The sequence below is a fragment of the Sphingomonas lenta genome (assembly GCF_002288825.1).
GTDB classification, from domain to species: domain Bacteria; phylum Pseudomonadota; class Alphaproteobacteria; order Sphingomonadales; family Sphingomonadaceae; genus Sphingomonas; species Sphingomonas lenta.
Genome location: NZ_NSLI01000003.1, coordinates 689,574 through 707,582, shown reverse-complemented (window position 1 = coordinate 707,582; position 18,009 = coordinate 689,574). Strand labels below are relative to the sequence as shown.

Below are 18,009 nucleotides of genomic sequence, written 5' to 3'. Positions count from 1 at the left end.
CGAACGCGAGCAGGCTCGCGCCGGCCGGGCTGGGGCGTCTCGCTTCGAGCTACGCTCGGCGCGTGCGCCCTGGCGCGTTACTTCTTTCTCTTGAAATCCACGCTCACGACGTTCGACCCGTCCTCCGCCGGCACGACGGTCGGCCCGTCATTCTCCGCCTCGTCATGCTCGGTCGGGCCGTCGTTCGGCCCCTCCTGCGCCTGGAAGCGCAGCTCGAACGCGACCGCCGGGTCGTGGAACCCCGTGATCGCCGAATAGGGGATCGTCAGCTTGGACGGCACCTGGTTGAAGCTCAAGCCCACCGAGAACTTCGCCTCGTCGACCGTCAGGTCCCAGAAGCGGTTCTGCAGCACGATCGTCATCTCGTCCGGGAAGCGCTCGAGAAGGCGCTTGGGAATGTCGACGCCCGGCGCGCGCGTCTTGAACGTGATGTAGAAATGGTGCTCGCCCGGCAGATCGCCCCCGCCGTCCGCCACCGAGCCCAGCACGCGGCCGACCACCGCGCGCAAGGCTTCCTGGACGATCTCGTCATAGGGGATCAGGCTGTCGGGCAGGCCGTCGCTCATGCGTTAACGGGTGGCCCCGTTTTCCCGACCGGTCAAGATTGCTTACGCGCGGCCCGTCGCTATTAGCCGGGCCATGCGCCGCGCCACCATCGAACGGAACACCGCCGAGACCCGGATCGCCGCGACCGTCGATCTGGACGGGACGGGCGCGTACGACGTGCGTACAGGCATCGGTTTCCTCGACCATATGGTAGAGCAGCTGTCGCGCCATTCGCTGATCGACATCAGCTTGCGCGTCGACGGCGACCTCCACATCGACGGCCACCACACCACCGAGGACTCCGCGCTGGCGCTGGGCCAGGCGGTGGCGCAGGCGCTCGGCGACAAGCGCGGCATCCGCCGCTACGGCGACGCGCTGTCGCCGATGGACGAGTGCCTGACGCGCGTCGCGCTCGACATATCGGGGCGCCCCTGGCTCGTGTGGAAGACGCGGTTCACGCAAACGCAGCTCGGCACCTGGGACACGGAGCTGATCGAGCACTGGTTCCACAGCTTCGCCCAGACCGCCGGCCTCACGCTCCACGTCGAGACGCTGTACGGCACCAACAACCACCACATCGTCGAGAGCGCGTACAAGGGCCTGGCCCGCGCGCTCCGCCAAGCGGTTGAGATCGACCCGCGTAAAGGCGACGCGATCCCGTCCACCAAGGGCGTGCTATGAGGCGCCCCACGCCGCGAGCGGCGCGGGGACCCCGATGACGCTCGCGCTGATCGACATCGGTTCGGGCAACCTCCACTCGGTCGAGAACGCGCTGCGCACCGCGGGCGCGGCCGACGTGCGCGTCACCGCCGACCCGGACGCGGTGGCGGAGGCCGACCGCATCGTCCTCCCCGGCGTCGGCGCGTTCGGCGCGTGTGCGGCCAGCTTGCGCGCGATCGACGGCATGGAGCAGGCGCTGCGCCACGCCGTGCTCGGCCCCGCCGCGCGCCCGTTCCTGGGCGTCTGCGTCGGCATGCAGCTCATGGCCGACACGGGCGAAGAGCACGGGGCCCACAAGGGCCTAGGCTGGATGCCCGGCCGCGTCCGCCGCGTCTCGCCCGCGAGCCCCGACGCGCGCGTGCCGCACATGGGCTGGAACGACGTCGTCCCCGCGACCGCCCACGCGCTCGTGCCGCGCGGCGAGGCCTATTTCCTCCACTCCTACGCCTTCGAAGGAGACGGCGTGCTCGCGACCACCGACCATGCCGGCCCCGTCACCGCCGCGATCGGCCGCGACAACCTCCTCGGCGTACAGTTCCACCCGGAGAAGAGCCAGCGCTACGGCCTCGACCTGCTGGCGCACTTCCTCGCGTGGCGGCCGTGAGCCTCATCGTCTTCCCCGCCATCGACCTCAAAGGCGGTCAGGTCGTGCGCCTGGCCGAAGGCGACATGGCGCGCGCCACCGTCTACGGCGACGACCCCGCGGCGCAGGCGATGCTGTTCGCGCAAGCCGGCGCGGGCCACCTCCACGTCGTCGACCTCGACGGTGCGTTCGCGGGCGAGTCGGTCAACGGCGACGCGGTCGCCGAGATCGTCGCGCGCTTCCCCGGCCACGTCCAGCTCGGCGGCGGCATTCGCACCCGCGAAGCCGTCGAGCGCTGGTTCGACCTCGGCGTCGCCCGCGTCGTCATCGGCACCGCCGCGTTGGAGGACCCCGACTTCGTCCGCGCCGCCGCGCGCGACTTCCCCGGCGGCATCGTCGTCGCGGTCGACGCGCGCGATGGCATGGTCGCCACCCGCGGCTGGGCGGACGTGTCGAACGTGTCGGTCGTCGACCTCGCCCGCCGCTTCGAGGACGCCGGCGTCGCCGCGCTGCTCTTCACCGACGTCGGCCGCGACGGCCTGCTCAAGGGCGCCAACATCGAGGCGACCGTCGACCTCGCCCGCCAAGTCTCGATCCCAGTGATCGCGAGCGGCGGCGTGAAGGGCATCGCCGACATCCACCTCCTCGCCCTCCACGCCCGCGACGGGATCGAAGGCGTCATCACCGGTCGCGCCCTCTACGACGGCCGCCTCGACCTCGCCGCGGCGCTGAGCGTCGCAGCCGCCGCATGACCGTTCGCGCACGCGTGATCCCCTGCCTCGACGTCGCGAACGGCAGGGTCGTCAAAGGCGTCAACTTCGTCGAGCTGCGCGACGCGGGCGATCCCGTGGAGCAGGCGCGCGCCTATGACGCGGCGGGCGCGGACGAGCTGTGCTTCCTCGACATTACCGCGAGCCACGAAGACCGCGGCACGCTGCTCGACATCGTGCGCCGCACCGCGAGCGTGTGTTTCATGCCGCTCACCGTCGGCGGCGGCGTGCGCTCGGCCGACGACGCGCGCGCGCTGCTGCTCGCCGGCGCGGACAAGGTCGCCGTCAACTCCGCCGCCGTCGCCCGGCCGGAGCTGGTCGCCGACATCGCCGAGCGCTTCGGCTCGCAGTGCTGCGTCGCCTCCGTCGACGCGCGCCGTTCGGGCGCGGGCTGGGAGGTGTTCACGCATGGCGGCCGCCGCGCGACCGGCATTGACGCGGTCGCGCACGCGGTCCGCCTGGCCGAGCTCGGCGCGGGCGAGATCCTCGTCACCTCCATGGACCGCGACGGCACGCGCGACGGCTATGACCTCGACCTCACCCGCGCCATTGCCGATCGTGTCGGCGTGCCGGTGGTGGCGTCCGGCGGCGTCGGCACGCTCGACCACCTGGTAGAGGGCGTCACGAAGGGCGGCGCCAGCGCGGTGCTCGCCGCGTCCATCTTCCATTTCGGCGAGGCCAGCGTCGCCGGCGCCCACCGCGCCTTAGCGGCGGCGGGGGTGCCGGTGCGAACGCCGCTGGTGTAACAGGTGGGCGTGCTCCCCCTCCTCGCCTCGGCCACGACCCCGCGCACCGCGCCCGAGCCGTCGGACCTGTTCCTCTTCGCCGCCGCCGTGCTCGCCGTCTGGTTCGTCCGCCGTTCCTTACGCAAGCGCTTCCGCGACCGAGGCCCCAAGTGACCGACGACCCCCTCGCCCGCCTGGAGGCCACGGTCCGCGCGCGCCGCGGCGCCGACCCCGCCTCCTCCTACACCGCCAGCCTCTTCGCCCGCGGCCGCCCCACCATCGCGCAGAAGCTGGGCGAGGAGGCGGTGGAGACCGTGATCGCCGCGCTCGGCCCCGACCCCGCCGCCATTGTGCCCGAAGCCGCCGACCTCCTCTATCACCTGCTCGTCCTCCTCGCCGACGCCGACCTCACCCTTGACGACGTCCGCGCCGAACTCGCCCGGCGCGAAGGCGTCTCGGGCCACGACGAGAAGGCGGGGCGCGGGACGGCGTAGCCGAGGCTAGGCGCACGGCATGGCGTCCGCTAAGCTCTGCGCTTCGTAAGGGAGAGCCGCGATGGATCGTGTCGACCTGTCCTCCTTCGAGCGCGAGTTCGAGGAGGAGATCGCCAAGGACGACGACAGCGCCGCGCGCGAGATCTGGGCGTCGGGCGAACCGATCCATGTCTCCCGCGAGAACACGCCGCCCGGCTTTGTGGTCCGCATCCATCCTGACGGCCGCGAGGAGTTGGTCCGCGTCGACTTCGAGGAGCTCGCAGCCATTCTAGGCCGCTGAGTGGACGGGCGAAGGCCGCAGCTCTGGGTGGTAGCCGGGCCGAACGGCGCCGGCAAGACGACGCTCGTCACGCACCGCGTCGCGACCCGCATCCCCGTCGTGAATCCTGACGCGATCGCCCAGGAACTGCCGCTGATCGACGGCCGCCTCGATGAGCGCCGGGCGGGAACGATGGCGATCGAGCTACGGGACGCGCTGCTCCGCGCAGGCGAGAGCCTCGCCATCGAGACCACGCTCAGCGGGAATAGCGCGCTTCGTTTCATGACGGCGGCGAAGGCCGCCGGGTACAGGACGACGCTCGTGTTCGTCGGCCTTCGCAACGCCGAGACATCGGGCCGCCGCGTGGCGGATCGCGTTCGGCGCGGCGGCCATCCGGTTCCCGTCAGCGCCATCCTGCGGCGCTACCCCGACACGCTAGCCAAGCTGCCCCGAGCCATGGACTTGGCCGAACGCGCCTTTGTGCTCGACAACAGCGGCGAGCGACGTCGCCTGCTGCTGGTCATCGAGGACGAGCGCGTCCGCTTTCTGGCGCGCGACCTGCCCGCCTGGTTCCGCAACGCCCTTCCCGACCTCGCCTGACGCACCACCGAACGGAGCCCCCATGCCCATCGACGCCACCGAGCCCTACGACCCCAACAACATCTTCGCCCGCATCCTCCGCGACGAGATCCCGGCCGACATCGTCTACGAGGACGGCTGGGCCGTGGCGTTCCGCGACATCAACCCGCAGGCGCCGACCCACATCCTGGTCGTGCCGCGCGGGCCCTATGTGTCGTGGGACGACTTCTCCGAACGCGCCAGCGACGAGGAGCTGGCCGGCTTCGTCCGCGCCGTCGGCCGCGTCGCGCGGGAGAACGGGTTCGTGGTGCCGGGCTACCGCCTGCTCGCCAACACGGGGCCGCATGGCGGGCAAGAGGTGCCGCATCTCCACGTCCACCTCTTCGCGGGACAGCCGCTCGGGCCCATGCTCGCACGTTAATTTGTTGCGCGGCCCACGTTTCCGGCTAGGTTCCGCGCATTCGAATGTACGGCCGCCGGAGAGGACGGCCAAGGAGAGTAGATGGCCACATTACCCAAGCGCGGGATCTTCGAGCGGATGTGGGCTCGCAAGTCGATCGCGCAGGTCCAACGCGAGACGGAGACCAGCGAGCTCAAGCGCACGCTGGGCAAGTGGAACCTCCTGCTGCTCGGCGTCGGCTGCATCATCGGCGCGGGCATCTTCGTGCGCACGGGCAGCGCGGCAGCACTTCACGCCGGCCCCGCGGTGCTCCTGTCCTTCGTCGTCGCGGGCATCGTCTGCGCGTTCGCGGGGCTCTGCTACGCTGAGCTGTCGTCCACGCTTCCCGTGTCGGGGTCAGCCTATACCTACGGCTACACGACCTTGGGCGAGTTCGTCGCCTGGACCATGGGCGCGCTGCTGCTCCTCGAATACGGCCTGGCCGCGTCGGTCGTGGCGGTCGGCTGGGGCGGCTACGTCGTCAGCCTGCTCGCCGATTTCGGCATCGTCATCCCGCCCCAGTTCACGGGACCCGCGGGCTACACGCTGATGAAGGACGGCCAGCCCGTGCTCGTCGACGGGCAAACGGTGACCACGCTGTTCAACCTGCCCGCCTTCCTGATCTGCCTGGCGCTCGCCGCGCTGCTGGTGCGCGGCGTGTCGGAGTCGGCCAAGGTCAACAACGCCATCGTCGCGATCAAGGTCAGCGTGCTCGTCGCGTTCATCGTGGTGGGCGGGCTGATCGTGCTGTCCAACCTGGGCGACCTCGTCACCCGCAACTGGACGCCGTTCGTCCCCGAGAACCAGGGCGAGGGCAAGTTCGGCGTTGACGGCATCATGCGCGCCGCCTCCATCGTGTTCTTCGCTTATATCGGCTTCGAGGCGGTCTCGACCGCGGGCCAGGAAGCCAAGAACCCGCAAAAGGACATGCCCTTCGGCATCATCGGCTCGCTGGTCGTGTGCACCGTCATCTACATGCTGGTCGCGGCCATCATGACGCTGCTGGTGCCGTACAACGCCTTGAACGTGCCCGATCCCGTCGCGGTCGTCGTGGACAGCTTCGGCCCGACCTGGAGCTGGCTCGCCAAGCTCATCAAGATCGGCGCGATCATCGGCCTGACCTCAGTGGTGCTGGTGCTGATGTACGGCCAGACGCGCATCTTCTACACCATGGCGCGCGACGGCCTGCTGCCAGGCGTGTTCGCGCGCGTCCACCCGCGGTTCAAGACGCCCTGGATCAACACGCTGCTCGTCGGCGTCATCACGGCGGTGGCCGCGGGCTTCTTCGACATCAACGTGCTGGGCGACATGACCTCGGTGGGCACGCTGGCGGCGTTCGCGATCGTGTGCCTGTCGGTGATCTATCTCCGCCGCACCGCGCCGAACCTCAAGCGCGGCTTCTCCGTGCCGCTCTACCCGGTGCTGCCGCTGCTCGGCATCCTAGCGTGCGCGTACCTCATCACCACCGTGCCGTGGGACGTGCTGCGCTTCTTCCTGTGGTACATGCTGGGCGCGGTGGCGCTGTACTTCCTGTACGGCATCCGCAACTCGAACCTGCAGCACGGTGAGCCACAGGACCGAGCGCCCGACATGGGCGAGTATGTCGCGCCCGTGGGCCAGCAGCCCTAAGGCCGGTCCGCCGGACCAACGAAAAAGGGCCGGAGCGTCGCCGCTCCGGCCCTTTCTCTTTGCCTAGGAGGGCGGCTCAGCCCAGCTTCTCGGCCGCCAGCTTCTTCAAGTCCACCTGCGGTCGCGCGCCGAAATGGCTGATCACCTCCGCCGCGCACAGCGCCCCCAGCCGCAGCGAGTCGCGCACCGACCGCCCCTGCGCCTGGCCGTGGAGGAAGCCCGCCGCGAACAGGTCGCCCGCGCCCGTGGTGTCGACCACTTGGGCGACCGGCTCGGCCGGCACCTCGACGCGGGTGCCGTCCTGCACCGCCAGCGCGCCGTGCTCGGAGCGGGTGACGACCAATGTCGGCACCTTGGCCGAGAGTTGCGCCACCGCCGCCTCGAAGTCCTCAGTCTGGGCGAGAGCTAAGAGCTCGTTCTCGTTGGCGAACAGGATGTCGACCTGCCCCTCCTCGACGAGCGCGCGGAAGTCGTCGCCGTGCCGCGAGATGCAGAACACGTCGGATAGCGTGAACGCCACCTTCCGCCCCGCCTCCCGCGCGACCGAGATCGCGGCGCGCATCGCCGCGCGCGGCTCCTCCGGGTCCCAGAGATAGCCCTCGAGGTAGAGGATCGCCGCGTCGGCGATGAGGTCGCGGTCGAGCGCGGCCGCGGGCAGGAACTGCCCCGCGCCCAGGAACGTGTTCATCGTCCGCTGCCCGTCCGGCGTCACGAAGATGAGACAGCGGCCCGTGGTCGGCTCGCCGGGCCTGACCGCCGTGCCGAACCGCACGCCCGCCGCGCGGATGTCGTGCGCGAAGACCTGGCCCAGCTGGTCGTCGGCGACCTGGCCGATGAAACCCGTGCGCCCGCCCAGCGCGGCAACGCCCGCGACGGTGTTCGCCGCCGACCCGCCCGACGCCTCGGTGCCCGGTCCCATCTTGGCGTAGAGCGCGTCCGCCTCCTGCGGCGAGAACATGAGCTGCATCGAACCTTTGGTCATGCCCTCGGCGGTGATGAACGCGTCGTCGGCGGGGCTGAGGATGTCGACGATGGCGTTGCCGATCGCGACCACGTCGTAGCTGGGCTGGGTCAAGCGGGACTCCGGTGTGAGGGGATCGGCGGCGGGCTAGCCGCGCGGGTCGGCCGGCGCAAGTTGACGTGGCGAGGCGGGACGCGTCATGCGTCCGATCATGAAGCGCCTCGCCCTGCTCGCCCTCCTAACCCCCGCCGCCTGCGCCGCGCCGCCGGCGACGCCCGCCCCGCGCGTCGCGTCGGCCCTTCCCGCCCCGGTCGCGACCGCCGGGCTCGACCGCGTGCTCGGACGCAACGCGGCGGAGCTGACGCAGTTGTTCGGCCAGCCCGACGCCGACTATCGCGAGGGGGTCGGCCGCAAGCTGCAGTTCGAGAGCGGGCTATGCGTGCTCGACGCCTATCTCTACCCGGAAGGCCGCGGCGAACCGCGCGTCACCCACCTCGACACGCGCCAGCCCGACGGCAGCCCGATCGACCGCGCCAGCTGCGTGGCCGCGATGACGCGGCGAGGGACGGCGAGGTAGTAGTCACTCCCCTCTCCCGCTTTCGCGGGAGAGGGACAGGCGCGTAGCGCCAGGGTGAGGGCACCCTCTTACGTCAGAACGGGCCCTCACCCTGCGGCTGCGCCGCTGTCCCTCTCCCGCGAAAGCGGGAGAGGGTTAGTTGGTCGTCCATTCTTCCCGCACCTCCTCGTCCTCTTCCCCCGCCGCACGCCAGCGCTCGCGCTCCAGCCGCTCGGGATCGAGCCGCCCTAGCGCCCACACCGCCGCACCGCGCACGACCGGCGCGGGATCGTCGAGCAGCTTCGCGACCGGCCCGACCAGCTCCGCCCGCCCGCTATTGCCCGCCGCGACCAGCGCGTTCCTCACCATCCGGTCGCGCCCGATGCGCTTGATCGGCGAGCCTGCGAACACCTGGCGGAAGCCGGCGTCGTCCAGGTCGAGCAGGTCGCCGAGCGACGGCGCGGCGAGCTCCGCGCGCGGCAGGAAGGCGCGGTTGGTCCTCGCAGAGCGGGCGAACTTGTTCCACGGACAGGCGGCGAGGCAGTCGTCGCACCCATAGATGCGGTTGCCGATCGCCTCCCGGAATGCGCGCGGAATCGGCCCCTTGTTCTCGATCGTGAGGTAGGAGACGCAGCGGCGCGCGTCGATCTGATAGGGTGCGGGAAACGCGTCGGTCGGGCACGCCGCCAGGCACGCGCGGCACGACCCGCAGGTCGACGTGCGCGACGCGTCCGGCTCCAACTCCAGCGTGGTGTAGATCGCGCCGAGGAACAGCCAGCTCCCGTGCTCGCGGCTCACCAGATTGGTGTGCTTGCCCTGCCAGCCCAGCCCCGCGGCTTCCGCCAGCGGCTTCTCCATCACCGGCGCGGTGTCGACGAACACCTTGAGGTCGCCCCCCGCCTCCGTTGCCAGCCAGCGGCCGAGCGCCTTTAGCTGCCGCTTGACCACGTCGTGGTAATCGGCCCCTTGCGCATAGACGGAGATGCGGCCCCGATCGCCCTCCCCCGCCAGCGCCAGCGGGTCGAGCGCCGGCGCGTAGCTCATGCCCAACGACACGACGGACCGCACCTCCGGCCACAGCCCGGCGGGGCTCGCGCGGTGGTGCCGGCGCTCCTCCATCCAGATCATCGACCCGTGGCGCCCCTGCTCCAGCCACTCGGCGAGGCGCTCGGCGGCGCGCGGCGCGGCGTCGGCGCGCGCGATCCCGCACGCCGCGAAGCCCAGCTCCGCCGCCTCATCTCGGATCCGCTCTTCCAGAGGCTTGTGTTCCGCCACGCCCGCCCGCTACCACATCCATAAAGGTCGCAGGGGGCGGATATAGTGCGGGACGGTTTGGCGATAACCGCCTCCGGGCTGGTCAAGCGTTTCGGCGACCGGCGCGTGGTGGACGGCGTCGACGTGGCGGTGCCCGCCGGCTCCATCTACGGCGTGCTCGGACCCAACGGCGCAGGCAAGACGACGACGCTCCGCATGCTGCTCGGCATCATCGAGCCCGATGGCGGACGGCGGCAGCTGCTGGGCGCGCCCTATCCGCGCGACGCCAGCGACAGGGTCGGCTACCTGCCCGAGGAGCGCGGCCTCTATCCGGCGATGAAGGCCAAGGAGGCGATCGCCTTCATGGGCGCGCTGCGCGGCCTCGACTGGCGCACCGGCCGCCAACGCGCGGTCAAGCTGCTGGAGCAGGCCGGGCTCGGTCACGCCGCCGACGAGAAGATCCGCAAGCTTTCGAAAGGCATGGCGCAGCTCGTCCAGCTTCTCGGCTCCGTCGTCCACGAGCCCGACCTGCTCGTGCTCGACGAACCCTTTTCCGGCCTCGACCCCGTCAACCAGGAGAAGCTGGAGGCGCTGATCCTGGCCGAACGCGACCGGGGCGCGACCGTGCTCTTCTCCACGCACATCATGGCGCATGCCGAGCGGCTGTGCGACCGGCTGACGATCATCGCCAAAGGCCGGCACCGCTTCGAGGGCAGCGTCGACGACGCGCGCGCGACGCTGCCGAGCCGCGTCCACTACCAGCCCCGCGACAACGGTTCGGGCATCGAAGGGGTGCTGCCGCCCGACGCTGAGCGCGAGAATGGCGGCTGGCGCTTCGAGCTGCCGCGCGACGGCGTGGAAGGGCTGCTCGAACAGCTGATCCAGCGCGGCTACGGCATCGCCGGCCTGTCGATAGAGCGGCCCGGGCTGCACGAGGCGTTCGTGCGTATCGTAGGCGAGGCGGACGCCGCGGAGCGGGTGCAGTGAGCCTCGCCCGCACGCTCCGTCAGACGATGACCGTCGCGCGCCGCGATTTCGTAGCGACGGTGTTCACGCCCATCTTCCTCCTGTTCCTGCTCGCCCCCGTCATCATGGGCGCGTTCGGCGCGGTGGGCGGATTGGGCGCGGCGAGCGTCGCCGACAGCTCGGCGACCAAGGAACGGCTCGTCGCGATCGCGCCACCCGACATGGCGCCGCTGCTGAAGAGCGCCGACGCGCGGCTCCGACCCGCCTTCCCCCGCGACGAGGGCCCGCCGGAACTCCTCACCGTTGCGCCGGAAGGCGACCTGGCGGCGCAGGCGCGCGGCGTGATGGAGCGCAAGGACGTCGACGTGTCCGCCGTGCTCTACGGTCCGCTCGACCGCCCCACGGTCCTGCGCGGCGTGCTCGGCCGCCGCGACGCGCGCTATCTCGGCCTGCTCGCGCAGGAGGCGCTGCTCCAGCGGCGCCTCGGCGCGGACGTACCCGCGGTGACGGCCAGCGAGATCGAGCACGCCCGCCGGGGCGCATCGCTCGGCGGCCAACGCGGCTCCGCCTTCTTCGCGGTGTTCGGCGTGTTCTTCCTGACCTTGTTCCTCGCCGGCCAGGTCGTCGGCACCATGGCGGAGGAGCGCAACAACAAGGTCATCGAGGTGCTCGCCGCCGCCGTGCCGCTGGAATCGGTGTTCCTCGGCAAGCTCTTGGGCATGTTTGGCGTGGCGGTGCTGTTCGTCGCCTTCTGGGGCACGATCCTGGGCCAGATCGGCGGCTTCCTGCCACCCTCCATCGGTGCCGCGCTGGGCGAGCTGACGCCTGCGGTGGGCGGCGGCACGTTCCTGCTCCTGTTCTTCGCCTATTTCACCATGGCCTATCTCCTGCTCGGCTCCGTGTTCCTCGGCGTCGGGGCGCAGGCGTCGACGATGCGCGAGATACAGATGCTGAGCCTGCCCATAACCGTGGTCCAAGTGGGCATGTTCGCGCTCGCCTCCGCCGCGGCGGCGAGGCCGGGCAGCTGGGTCGCGACCGCGGCGGAGCTGTTCCCCCTCTCCTCCCCCTTCGCGATGGCGGGGCGCGCGGCGAACAGCCCGGAGATCTGGCCGCACCTGCTCGCGCTCGTGTGGCAGCTGCTCTGGGTCGCGATCTTCATCACGGTCGGCGCGCGGCTGTTCCGGCGCGGCGTGCTCCAGTCGGGCAGCGCGCCAGGCCTGCTGTCGCGTCTGCGCCGCGATCCGGCGTAAACACTATTGACACGACTGTAGATTAAACGGACCTTTCCAGAAGTTTTGGGAGAGGGATGATGGCGACCGCGCTGAAGGATATGGAACCGGCGATCGACCTGTTGGACGTGAGCCGCGCCGAGCTCTACCGCGACGATACCTGGCACGAACCCTTCCGGCGGCTCCGCGCCGAGGCGCCGGTGCGCTACACGCCGCAGTCCGACTTCGGCCCCTATTGGTCCGTCTCCAGCTACAAGCCGCTGGTCGAGGTCGAGTCGCTGCCCGAGATCTTCTCGTCGGAGGCGGGCGGGATCACGCTCGCCGACTTCGACCCCACCAAGCACGACGTGCGCATGCCCATGTTCATCGCGCGCGACCGCCCCGTCCACACCGCCCAGCGCCGCACCGTCGCGCCCGCCTTTACGCCGTCCGAGATGGTGCGGATGACCGACGACATCCGCCGCCGCACGGGCGAGGTGCTCGACAGCGTGCCGCTCAACAGCCGAGTCGATTGGGTCGACCTCGTGTCAATCGAGCTGACGACGCAGATGCTCGCCATCCTGTTCGACTTTCCCTGGGAGGACCGGCGCAAGCTGACCTTCTGGTCCGACTGGGCGGGCGATATCGAGCTGGTCAAGAATGAGGAGCTCCGGCTCCAGCGGCTCCAGCACATGTTCGAATGCGGCGCTTATTTCCAGAACCTCTGGAACCAGAAGATCGACAAGCCGCAGACGCCCGACCTCATCTCCATGATGATCCACTCGGACGCCATGGCGCACATGGACCAGTACGAGTTCATCGGGAACCTGATCCTGCTCATCGTCGGCGGCAACGACACGACGAGGAACTCCATGTCCGCGCTCGCCTACGGCCTCGACCAGTTCCCGGCCGAGCGCGCCAAGCTGGAGGCGGACCCCGCGCTGATCCCCAACACGGTGCAGGAGATCATCCGCTGGCAGACGCCGCTGTCGCACATGCGCCGCACCGCGACGCAGGATTACGAGCTGATGGGCCAACAGATTCGCCAGGGCGACAAGCTCGCGCTCTGGTACGTGTCGGCCAACCGCGACGAGAGCGTGTTCGGCGCGGACGCCGACGAGATCAAGGTCGACCGCCCCAACGCGCGGCGGCACCTCGCCTTCGGCCATGGCATCCACCGCTGCGTCGGCGCGCGGCTCGCGGAGCTGCAGATCGGCATCCTGCTCGAGGAGATGGCCAAGCGCCGCCTGCGCGTGAACGTGCTGGAGGAGCCGACGCGCGTGGCGGCGTGTTTCGTGCACGGGTATCGGAAGATGGCGGTTGAGGTCACCCGGTACTGAGCACAGGCGCAGCCGCGCTCAGTACCGGGTGACCCGGCCGGCCTCGCTGGAGCGAGGTCCGACGACGCGGCTTCGCCGCGGCGCTGCTTTAATTTCCTAGCTCCCTCCCCGGCAAAGGCCGGGGTCCAGTTACGATGGTCATCGGGCGTGAGCACCCGCGCTCGCGACGTGGCCATGTCTGGGCCCCGGCCTTCGCCGGGGAGTGGGCAGCAAGCTGAGTTGGCTCCCCGCCCACCCCTCCCCATATCCCGCGCATGACCATCCCGCCCTCCCGCCGCGGCATCGTCGCCGGGCTCACCGCCGCCGTCTCCGGTGCGCTGTTCGGCTGCCGCGGTGCCGACGCCAAGGCCGCCGAGCGCTTCGCCGTCTCCTACCCCGACGCCGAGTGGAAGCGCCGCCTCCCGCCCGCCGCCTACCAGACGCTCCGCCATGAAGCGACGGAGCGCCCCGGCTCCAGCCCATTGAACCGCGAGAAGCGCGCCGGCACCTACGCCTGCGCGGGCTGCGGCCAGCCGCTCTTCGCGAGCAGGACCAAGTTCGAGAGCGGCACGGGCTGGCCGAGCTTCTGGGCGCCGCTGCCCGGCGCAGTCGGCACGAGGACCGACCGCAAGATGCTCATCGCCCGCACCGAAGTGCATTGCAGCCGCTGCGGCGGTCACCTGGGCCATGTCTTCGACGACGGGCCCAAGCCGACGGGCAAGCGCTACTGCATGAACGGTGTCGCCCTGACGTTCCGCGCAGCCTGAGTTTTTACTCCGCCACCAGCGTCTGGATGCCGCGGGCGCCGCCGCGGCTGGCGATCACGAGCGGGACGCGCTCGTCGGCCGGGGCCCTGCCCCCATAGATGAAGCCGAACGTCGGGTAGGAGGAGGTGCCCAGCGCGCCGCCATACTGCACCTTGACCAAGCTCCAGTCGCCCGCCGCCGACACGTCGATCGCGCGGGCCGAACGCTCGACGCCGCCGCGACGCGTCCAGTTGGCGTGGTCGAGGATGACCTCGCGGTCGCTCACGACCTCCTTGACCATCGCGACGTGGCCGAGGCGCATGCGGCTGGTCGACGCCATCGCCATCACCGCGCCGGCTTTGGGCGTGTTCCCGCGCTCGTAACGGCCCGCCGCCTGGTCCCACCAGGTATGGGCGTTGCCGAAGATCTGGATGCCCGACACGGCGCGCGCATAAGGTGCGCACTGCCAAAAGCGCGCTTGCGCCGGAGCCGCCGTCATCAGGACGCAAGAAGACACCAGCGCCAAACGCGCCGCGAAACGCTTCAACATGGTCGGATAGGCCCCCGGCCTCGCTTGAACTGTTGAGGCCGACCTACCGGACGCGGAAAAATTGTACAGAAGCGACGGAACTATTCGGGACGAACTGTGTTCGCGCGCCGATAACCTGCTTCAGCCCCGGACTTTCTCGGCCCGTCCGCGCGCGTTCAGGCCTCGACTCGCCCCGCTCCGAGCGCCCGCAGCCGCGCCTCGTGCTCCGCGCGGCCGAACGGAAAGCGCGAGAAGATGAAGGAGGCGAGGCAGGCGACGCCGAGGTAGCTCGCCGCGTGGATCAGCGCCAACCGGTCGAGCACGTCCGCCGCGACCTGCCCCGGCACCGCGCGCTCCGGGAAGCCCGCCGCCGCCAGGATCAGACCCGCCAGGAAAATGCCCACGCCACTGGTGCACTTCTGCATGAAGAACGCGCCGGCGAAGAACACGCCCTCGTCCCGCCGGCCGGTGCGCGTCTCCGACTCCTCCACCACGTCCGCCATCATGGACGCGCCCATGATGAAGCCGGTGATGTTGAACGCGGTGCCGCAGAGAGAGATGGCGATGGCGAGCTTGGGCAGCAGCGGGTCGCCCAGCGGCGGCATTAAGCCGGCGAAGCGGAGCCAATAGGGAAGCGTGATCAGGCTCGCGCCGATCACGACCACCGTCGCGGCCACCGCCGGTTTGCTCCGCCGCTTGCCCAGCCTGGGCGCGATCAGGAACGCCGTCGACGCCGACAGGATGAAGCCGAGCGCCTGGAGCACATAGTCGCCCGGCGTGAAGCCCCAAATATGCGTGCCTGCGTACACGCCGAGCGCGGTGATCACCCCCTGGTTGGTGTAGGTGCACAGTCCCGCCAGCATCAGCACCGCGAAACCGCGGTTGTTGAGCGTCTGCCTGAGCTCGCGAAAGCCGTGGCCGACGCCGGCGGGCGCACCGCCCGCGGTCGGGCGCGGCAGGTTCGGGATCTCGCGATGCGTGGCGAGCGCGGAGACGAGGATCGCGACCCCCATCATCAGCGCGCAGGCGACCGCGAGCCCTTGGTAGCCCGCCGGGTTGAGCGCGCCGTCCGGAAACCCGGGCGCGGGCCGAAAGAAATAGAGCCAGGCGACGAGCAGGGTCGCGATCGCGCCCGCCCAGCCCCACAGGTAGCGCCAGGCGAGGATGCGCGTGCGCTCATCGTAGTCGGACGTCAGCTCGGGCGCGAGCGCGACGGAGGGCACCTCATAGGTCGACACGGCGGTGCGCACCAGCACCGCGAACACGAACAGCCAGACGAGCAGCTGCGTCGGCGTCGCGCCCGCGGGCGGGCTCCAGACGATCACGTAACCGATCATAATCGGCAGCGCGGAGCCGTACATCCAGGGATGCCGCCGCCCCCAGCGCGAGCGCGTCCGGTCGGACAGAAAACCGATCGCCGGGTCGGCGAACGCGTCGATCAGCAGCGCCGCCATGATGACGAAGCTGACCGTGGTTTGCGGCAGCCCCATCACCTGGTTGTAGAAGAACAGGAGGAACGCGCCGAAGCCCGTGTCCTTCACCCCATAAGCGACCGCGCCGAATCCGTAGGAGACGACGGTGCCTTGCCGCAACCGTCTGGGCGGCGGGGCTGCGGCAGCGGCGGTCACAGCATCGCCTCCAGGTGCGCGAACAGCCCCGGCTGCTCCGGGTCCCAGCTGTGCCGCGCGCCCACCGTCATGCCGCCGTCGACGAGCAGGCTGGTGCCCGTGACGAACGACGCGTCGTCGCTGAGCAGGAAGCACACGGCGGCGGCGATGTCCTCCGGCGTGCCCGCGCGACGGATCGGCTGCGCCTGCGCGGCGACGCCGGCGATCATCCGGTTCGCCACGTCGCGCTTCTCCTCGGGCAGGCCCAGGTGCCGCGTGAAGATGTTGGTGGTGATGAACCCCGGCAGCACCGCGTTCACCCGGACGCCGTGGCGCGCCAGGTCGGCGGCGGAGAGCTTGGTCAGGTGCAGCACCCCCGCCTTCGCGGTCGAGTAGGCGGTCGGCGCGAAGCCGCTCGCCAGCGCGGCGACGCTCGCGGTGTTCACGATCGCGCCACCGCCGCGCGCGGCCATGATCGGCGCGGCGTAGCGCGTGCCCAGCGCCACCGATCGGAGCAGCAGCGCCATGGTGCGGTCCCACTCCTCCGGCGAAACCTCGCCGATCGGCTCGCGCGCGCCGCCCGCGCCCGCGTTGTTGAAGAGCAGGTCGATCCCGTCCGCGGCCGCCACCAGCGCCTCCAGCTCGGCCGCGTCCGTCACGTCGCAGCGCCGGAACGCGATCCGCCCGTCGCTCTGCGCCGTCAGCGCCTCGCCGCCCGCCTCGTCGACGTCGCCGACGAGCACGTGCGCGCCCTCCTCGGCGAGCCGGAGCGCGGTCGCCCGGCCGATGCCTGACGCGCCGCCCGTCACCACCGCGCGCTTCCCCTCGAACCGCATGCGCCCTCCTATTTTGCCGCGCATAGTATGGTGGCCCAGCTCGCCCGTCGAGCGCTGATTAGAAGATGCGGTTTGGCGGGATTGCATCGCGCGCGCGCCCTGCGTAACCGTTTCGGCACTTGGAAGAGGAGGACGCGTGGCGCTGGACCCCGAAACCTTCGAAGCGTTGCTGGATGGGGTACGCCGCTTCGTCGCCGAACGGCTGCGCCCGCTCGAGGCGGAGGTCGAGGCCGCCGACGCCATCCCGGACGACGTGGTCCAGGAAATGCGCGACATGGGCCTGTTCGGCCTGTCGATCGCGGAGGATCATGGCGGCCTCGGCCTCACCATGTCGGAGGAGTGCCGCGTCGCGATCGAGCTCGGCCGCACCACCCCCGCCTTCCGCTCGACCTTCGGCACGAACGTCGGCATCGGCAGCCAGGGCCTCGTCATGGCGGGCACGCCGGAGCAGAAGGCCGAGTGGCTGCCCCGCATCGCGAGCGGAGAGGTCATCACCAGCTTCGCGCTGACCGAGCCGGACGTCGGCTCCGACTCGGGCTCGGTGAAGACGCGCGCGGTCCGGGACGGCGACGTGTACCGGCTGTCGGGCACCAAGCGCTACATCACCAACGCCGACAAGGCCGACCTCTTCACCGTCATGGCGCGCACCGGCGACGATCCCGGCGCGCGCGGCGTCTCCGCTTTTCTGGTCCCGCGCGACCTGCCCGGCGTGACGCTGGGCGAGCCCGAGAAGAAGATGGGCCAGCGCGGCGCCAAGGTCTCCGACGTCTATTTCGAGGACGTGCCCGTCCCCGCCGCCAACCGGCTCGGGGCCGAGGGCGAGGGCTTCAAGATCGCTATGCGCGTGCTCGACCGCGGCCGGCTCCATATCTCGGCGGTGTGCGTCGGCGTCGCCGAGCGGCTGATCGCCGACTGCGTCGCCTATGGCTCGGAGCGTCGCCAGTTCGGCAACCCGATCGTCCACCACCAGCTCATCCAGGGCATGCTGGCGGACTCGAAGACGGAGGCGCTCGCCGCCCGCGCGCTGGTGCTGGAGACCGCGGCCAAGAAGGACCGCGGCGAGGACGTCGTGCTGGAGAGCGCGGCCGCCAAATACTTCGCATCCGAGATGGTCGGCCGCGTCGCCGACCGCGCGGTGCAGATCTACGGCGGGGCGGGCTACATCGCCGATTACGGCATCGAACGGCTCTACCGCGACGTGCGCCTGTTCCGCATCTACGAGGGCACGAGCCAGATCCAGCAGGTCATCATCGCCCGCGAAACGCTGAAGCGCGGCGGATAAG

At 70.6% G+C, this 18,009-nt stretch carries 22 protein-coding genes; 16 read left to right on the top strand and 6 right to left on the bottom strand.

Features of this window, described 5'->3' with window-relative positions:
* Positions 1 to 77 precede the first annotated feature (77 nt).
* Positions 78 to 566 carry an SspB family protein gene (locus CKY28_RS10600; RefSeq protein ID WP_095998281.1) on the bottom strand — a complete coding sequence of 163 codons (489 nt, stop codon included), beginning with the start codon at positions 564 to 566 and terminating at the stop codon, positions 78 to 80.
* A gap of 73 nt (positions 567 to 639) precedes the next feature.
* Between CKY28_RS10600 and hisB the strand changes: the two genes are divergently transcribed.
* The 10 genes from hisB (at position 640) to CKY28_RS10555 (ending at position 6,744) form a co-directional block, all read left to right on the top strand.
* Positions 640 to 1,227, top strand: coding sequence for an imidazoleglycerol-phosphate dehydratase HisB (gene hisB, locus CKY28_RS10595; protein WP_095998280.1), 588 nt, complete (start codon positions 640 to 642; stop codon positions 1,225 to 1,227).
* Between the two features lie 34 nt (positions 1,228 to 1,261).
* Positions 1,262 to 1,870: an imidazole glycerol phosphate synthase subunit HisH gene (gene hisH / locus CKY28_RS10590; RefSeq protein ID WP_095998279.1), complete on the top strand. Its 609-nt coding sequence runs from the start codon at positions 1,262 to 1,264 to the stop codon at positions 1,868 to 1,870.
* Entirely contained in the window at positions 1,867 to 2,601 is a 735-nt protein-coding gene (gene hisA, locus CKY28_RS10585) for a 1-(5-phosphoribosyl)-5-[(5-phosphoribosylamino)methylideneamino]imidazole-4-carboxamide isomerase (RefSeq protein WP_095998610.1), read from the top strand. The genes hisH and hisA overlap by 4 nt, the downstream gene beginning before the upstream one ends.
* Positions 2,598 to 3,365 carry an imidazole glycerol phosphate synthase subunit HisF gene (hisF, locus tag CKY28_RS10580; protein WP_095998278.1) on the top strand — a complete coding sequence of 256 codons (768 nt, stop codon included), beginning with the start codon at positions 2,598 to 2,600 and terminating at the stop codon, positions 3,363 to 3,365. Before hisA ends, hisF begins: the two co-directional genes overlap by 4 nt.
* Positions 3,366 to 3,374: 9 nt before the next feature.
* Positions 3,375 to 3,518, top strand: coding sequence for a PEP-CTERM sorting domain-containing protein (locus CKY28_RS18275; protein WP_245841766.1), 144 nt, complete (start codon positions 3,375 to 3,377; stop codon positions 3,516 to 3,518).
* Positions 3,515 to 3,838, top strand: a complete 324-nt coding sequence (locus CKY28_RS10575) for a phosphoribosyl-ATP diphosphatase (RefSeq protein WP_095998277.1) — start codon at positions 3,515 to 3,517, stop codon at positions 3,836 to 3,838. The genes CKY28_RS18275 and CKY28_RS10575 overlap by 4 nt, the downstream gene beginning before the upstream one ends.
* Before the next feature lie 61 nt (positions 3,839 to 3,899).
* Entirely contained in the window at positions 3,900 to 4,118 is a 219-nt protein-coding gene (locus CKY28_RS10570; protein ID WP_095998276.1) for a hypothetical protein, read from the top strand.
* Positions 4,119 to 4,697, top strand: a complete 579-nt coding sequence (locus CKY28_RS10565; protein WP_095998275.1) for an ATPase — start codon at positions 4,119 to 4,121, stop codon at positions 4,695 to 4,697. It abuts the gene before it with no gap.
* Positions 4,698 to 4,719: 22 nt separating this feature from the next.
* Positions 4,720 to 5,097, top strand: a complete 378-nt coding sequence (locus CKY28_RS10560; protein ID WP_095998274.1) for a histidine triad nucleotide-binding protein — start codon at positions 4,720 to 4,722, stop codon at positions 5,095 to 5,097.
* 81 nt (positions 5,098 to 5,178) lie between these two features.
* Complete coding sequence (locus CKY28_RS10555; protein ID WP_095998273.1) at positions 5,179 to 6,744, top strand: amino acid permease; 1,566 nt, start codon at positions 5,179 to 5,181, stop codon at positions 6,742 to 6,744.
* Between the two features lie 76 nt (positions 6,745 to 6,820).
* Here the strand turns inward: CKY28_RS10555 and CKY28_RS10550 are convergent, their stop codons facing one another.
* Complete coding sequence (locus CKY28_RS10550) at positions 6,821 to 7,819, bottom strand: adenosine kinase (protein WP_095998272.1); 999 nt, start codon at positions 7,817 to 7,819, stop codon at positions 6,821 to 6,823.
* Between the two features lie 97 nt (positions 7,820 to 7,916).
* Here CKY28_RS10550 and CKY28_RS10545 point away from each other — a divergent pair, with 97 nt between their 5' ends.
* Entirely contained in the window at positions 7,917 to 8,282 is a 366-nt protein-coding gene (locus CKY28_RS10545) for a hypothetical protein (RefSeq protein ID WP_176473053.1), read from the top strand.
* A 135-nt stretch (positions 8,283 to 8,417) separates the two neighbouring features.
* Here CKY28_RS10545 and queG read toward each other — a convergent pair whose 3' ends face one another.
* Positions 8,418 to 9,536 (bottom strand): tRNA epoxyqueuosine(34) reductase QueG, encoded by a 1,119-nt coding sequence (gene queG, locus CKY28_RS10540; protein ID WP_095998270.1) that lies wholly within the window; start codon positions 9,534 to 9,536, stop codon positions 8,418 to 8,420.
* 57 nt (positions 9,537 to 9,593) lie between these two features.
* Here queG and CKY28_RS10535 point away from each other — a divergent pair, with 57 nt between their 5' ends.
* From CKY28_RS10535 to msrB, 4 genes are all read left to right on the top strand, one after another.
* The gene (locus CKY28_RS10535) at positions 9,594 to 10,502 is read left to right on the top strand and encodes an ABC transporter ATP-binding protein (protein WP_245841764.1); all 909 of its coding nucleotides are present in this window, start codon (positions 9,594 to 9,596) and stop codon (positions 10,500 to 10,502) included.
* The gene (locus tag CKY28_RS10530; RefSeq protein WP_245841762.1) at positions 10,499 to 11,731 is read left to right on the top strand and encodes an ABC transporter permease; all 1,233 of its coding nucleotides are present in this window, start codon (positions 10,499 to 10,501) and stop codon (positions 11,729 to 11,731) included. Before CKY28_RS10535 ends, CKY28_RS10530 begins: the two co-directional genes overlap by 4 nt.
* A 59-nt stretch (positions 11,732 to 11,790) precedes the next feature.
* Positions 11,791 to 13,029 carry a cytochrome P450 gene (locus tag CKY28_RS10525; RefSeq protein WP_095998608.1) on the top strand — a complete coding sequence of 413 codons (1,239 nt, stop codon included), beginning with the start codon at positions 11,791 to 11,793 and terminating at the stop codon, positions 13,027 to 13,029.
* 254 nt (positions 13,030 to 13,283) lie between these two features.
* A complete protein-coding gene (gene msrB, locus CKY28_RS10520) occupies positions 13,284 to 13,775 on the top strand; it encodes a peptide-methionine (R)-S-oxide reductase MsrB (RefSeq protein ID WP_095998268.1) in 492 nt (163 codons plus the stop codon).
* Between the two features lie 4 nt (positions 13,776 to 13,779).
* Here the strand turns inward: msrB and CKY28_RS10515 are convergent, their stop codons facing one another.
* The 3 genes from CKY28_RS10515 to CKY28_RS10505 form a co-directional block, all read right to left on the bottom strand.
* Entirely contained in the window at positions 13,780 to 14,304 is a 525-nt protein-coding gene (locus CKY28_RS10515; RefSeq protein ID WP_095998267.1) for a CHAP domain-containing protein, read from the bottom strand.
* A 155-nt stretch (positions 14,305 to 14,459) separates the two neighbouring features.
* A complete protein-coding gene (locus CKY28_RS10510; RefSeq protein WP_245841760.1) occupies positions 14,460 to 15,911 on the bottom strand; it encodes an MFS transporter in 1,452 nt (483 codons plus the stop codon).
* The gene (locus tag CKY28_RS10505) at positions 15,908 to 16,726 is read right to left on the bottom strand and encodes an SDR family NAD(P)-dependent oxidoreductase (protein ID WP_095998265.1); all 819 of its coding nucleotides are present in this window, start codon (positions 16,724 to 16,726) and stop codon (positions 15,908 to 15,910) included. The genes CKY28_RS10510 and CKY28_RS10505 overlap by 4 nt, the downstream gene beginning before the upstream one ends.
* A 136-nt stretch (positions 16,727 to 16,862) precedes the next feature.
* Here CKY28_RS10505 and CKY28_RS10500 point away from each other — a divergent pair, with 136 nt between their 5' ends.
* Positions 16,863 to 18,008, top strand: coding sequence for an acyl-CoA dehydrogenase family protein (locus tag CKY28_RS10500; RefSeq protein ID WP_095998264.1), 1,146 nt, complete (start codon positions 16,863 to 16,865; stop codon positions 18,006 to 18,008).
* Position 18,009 lies beyond the last annotated feature (1 nt).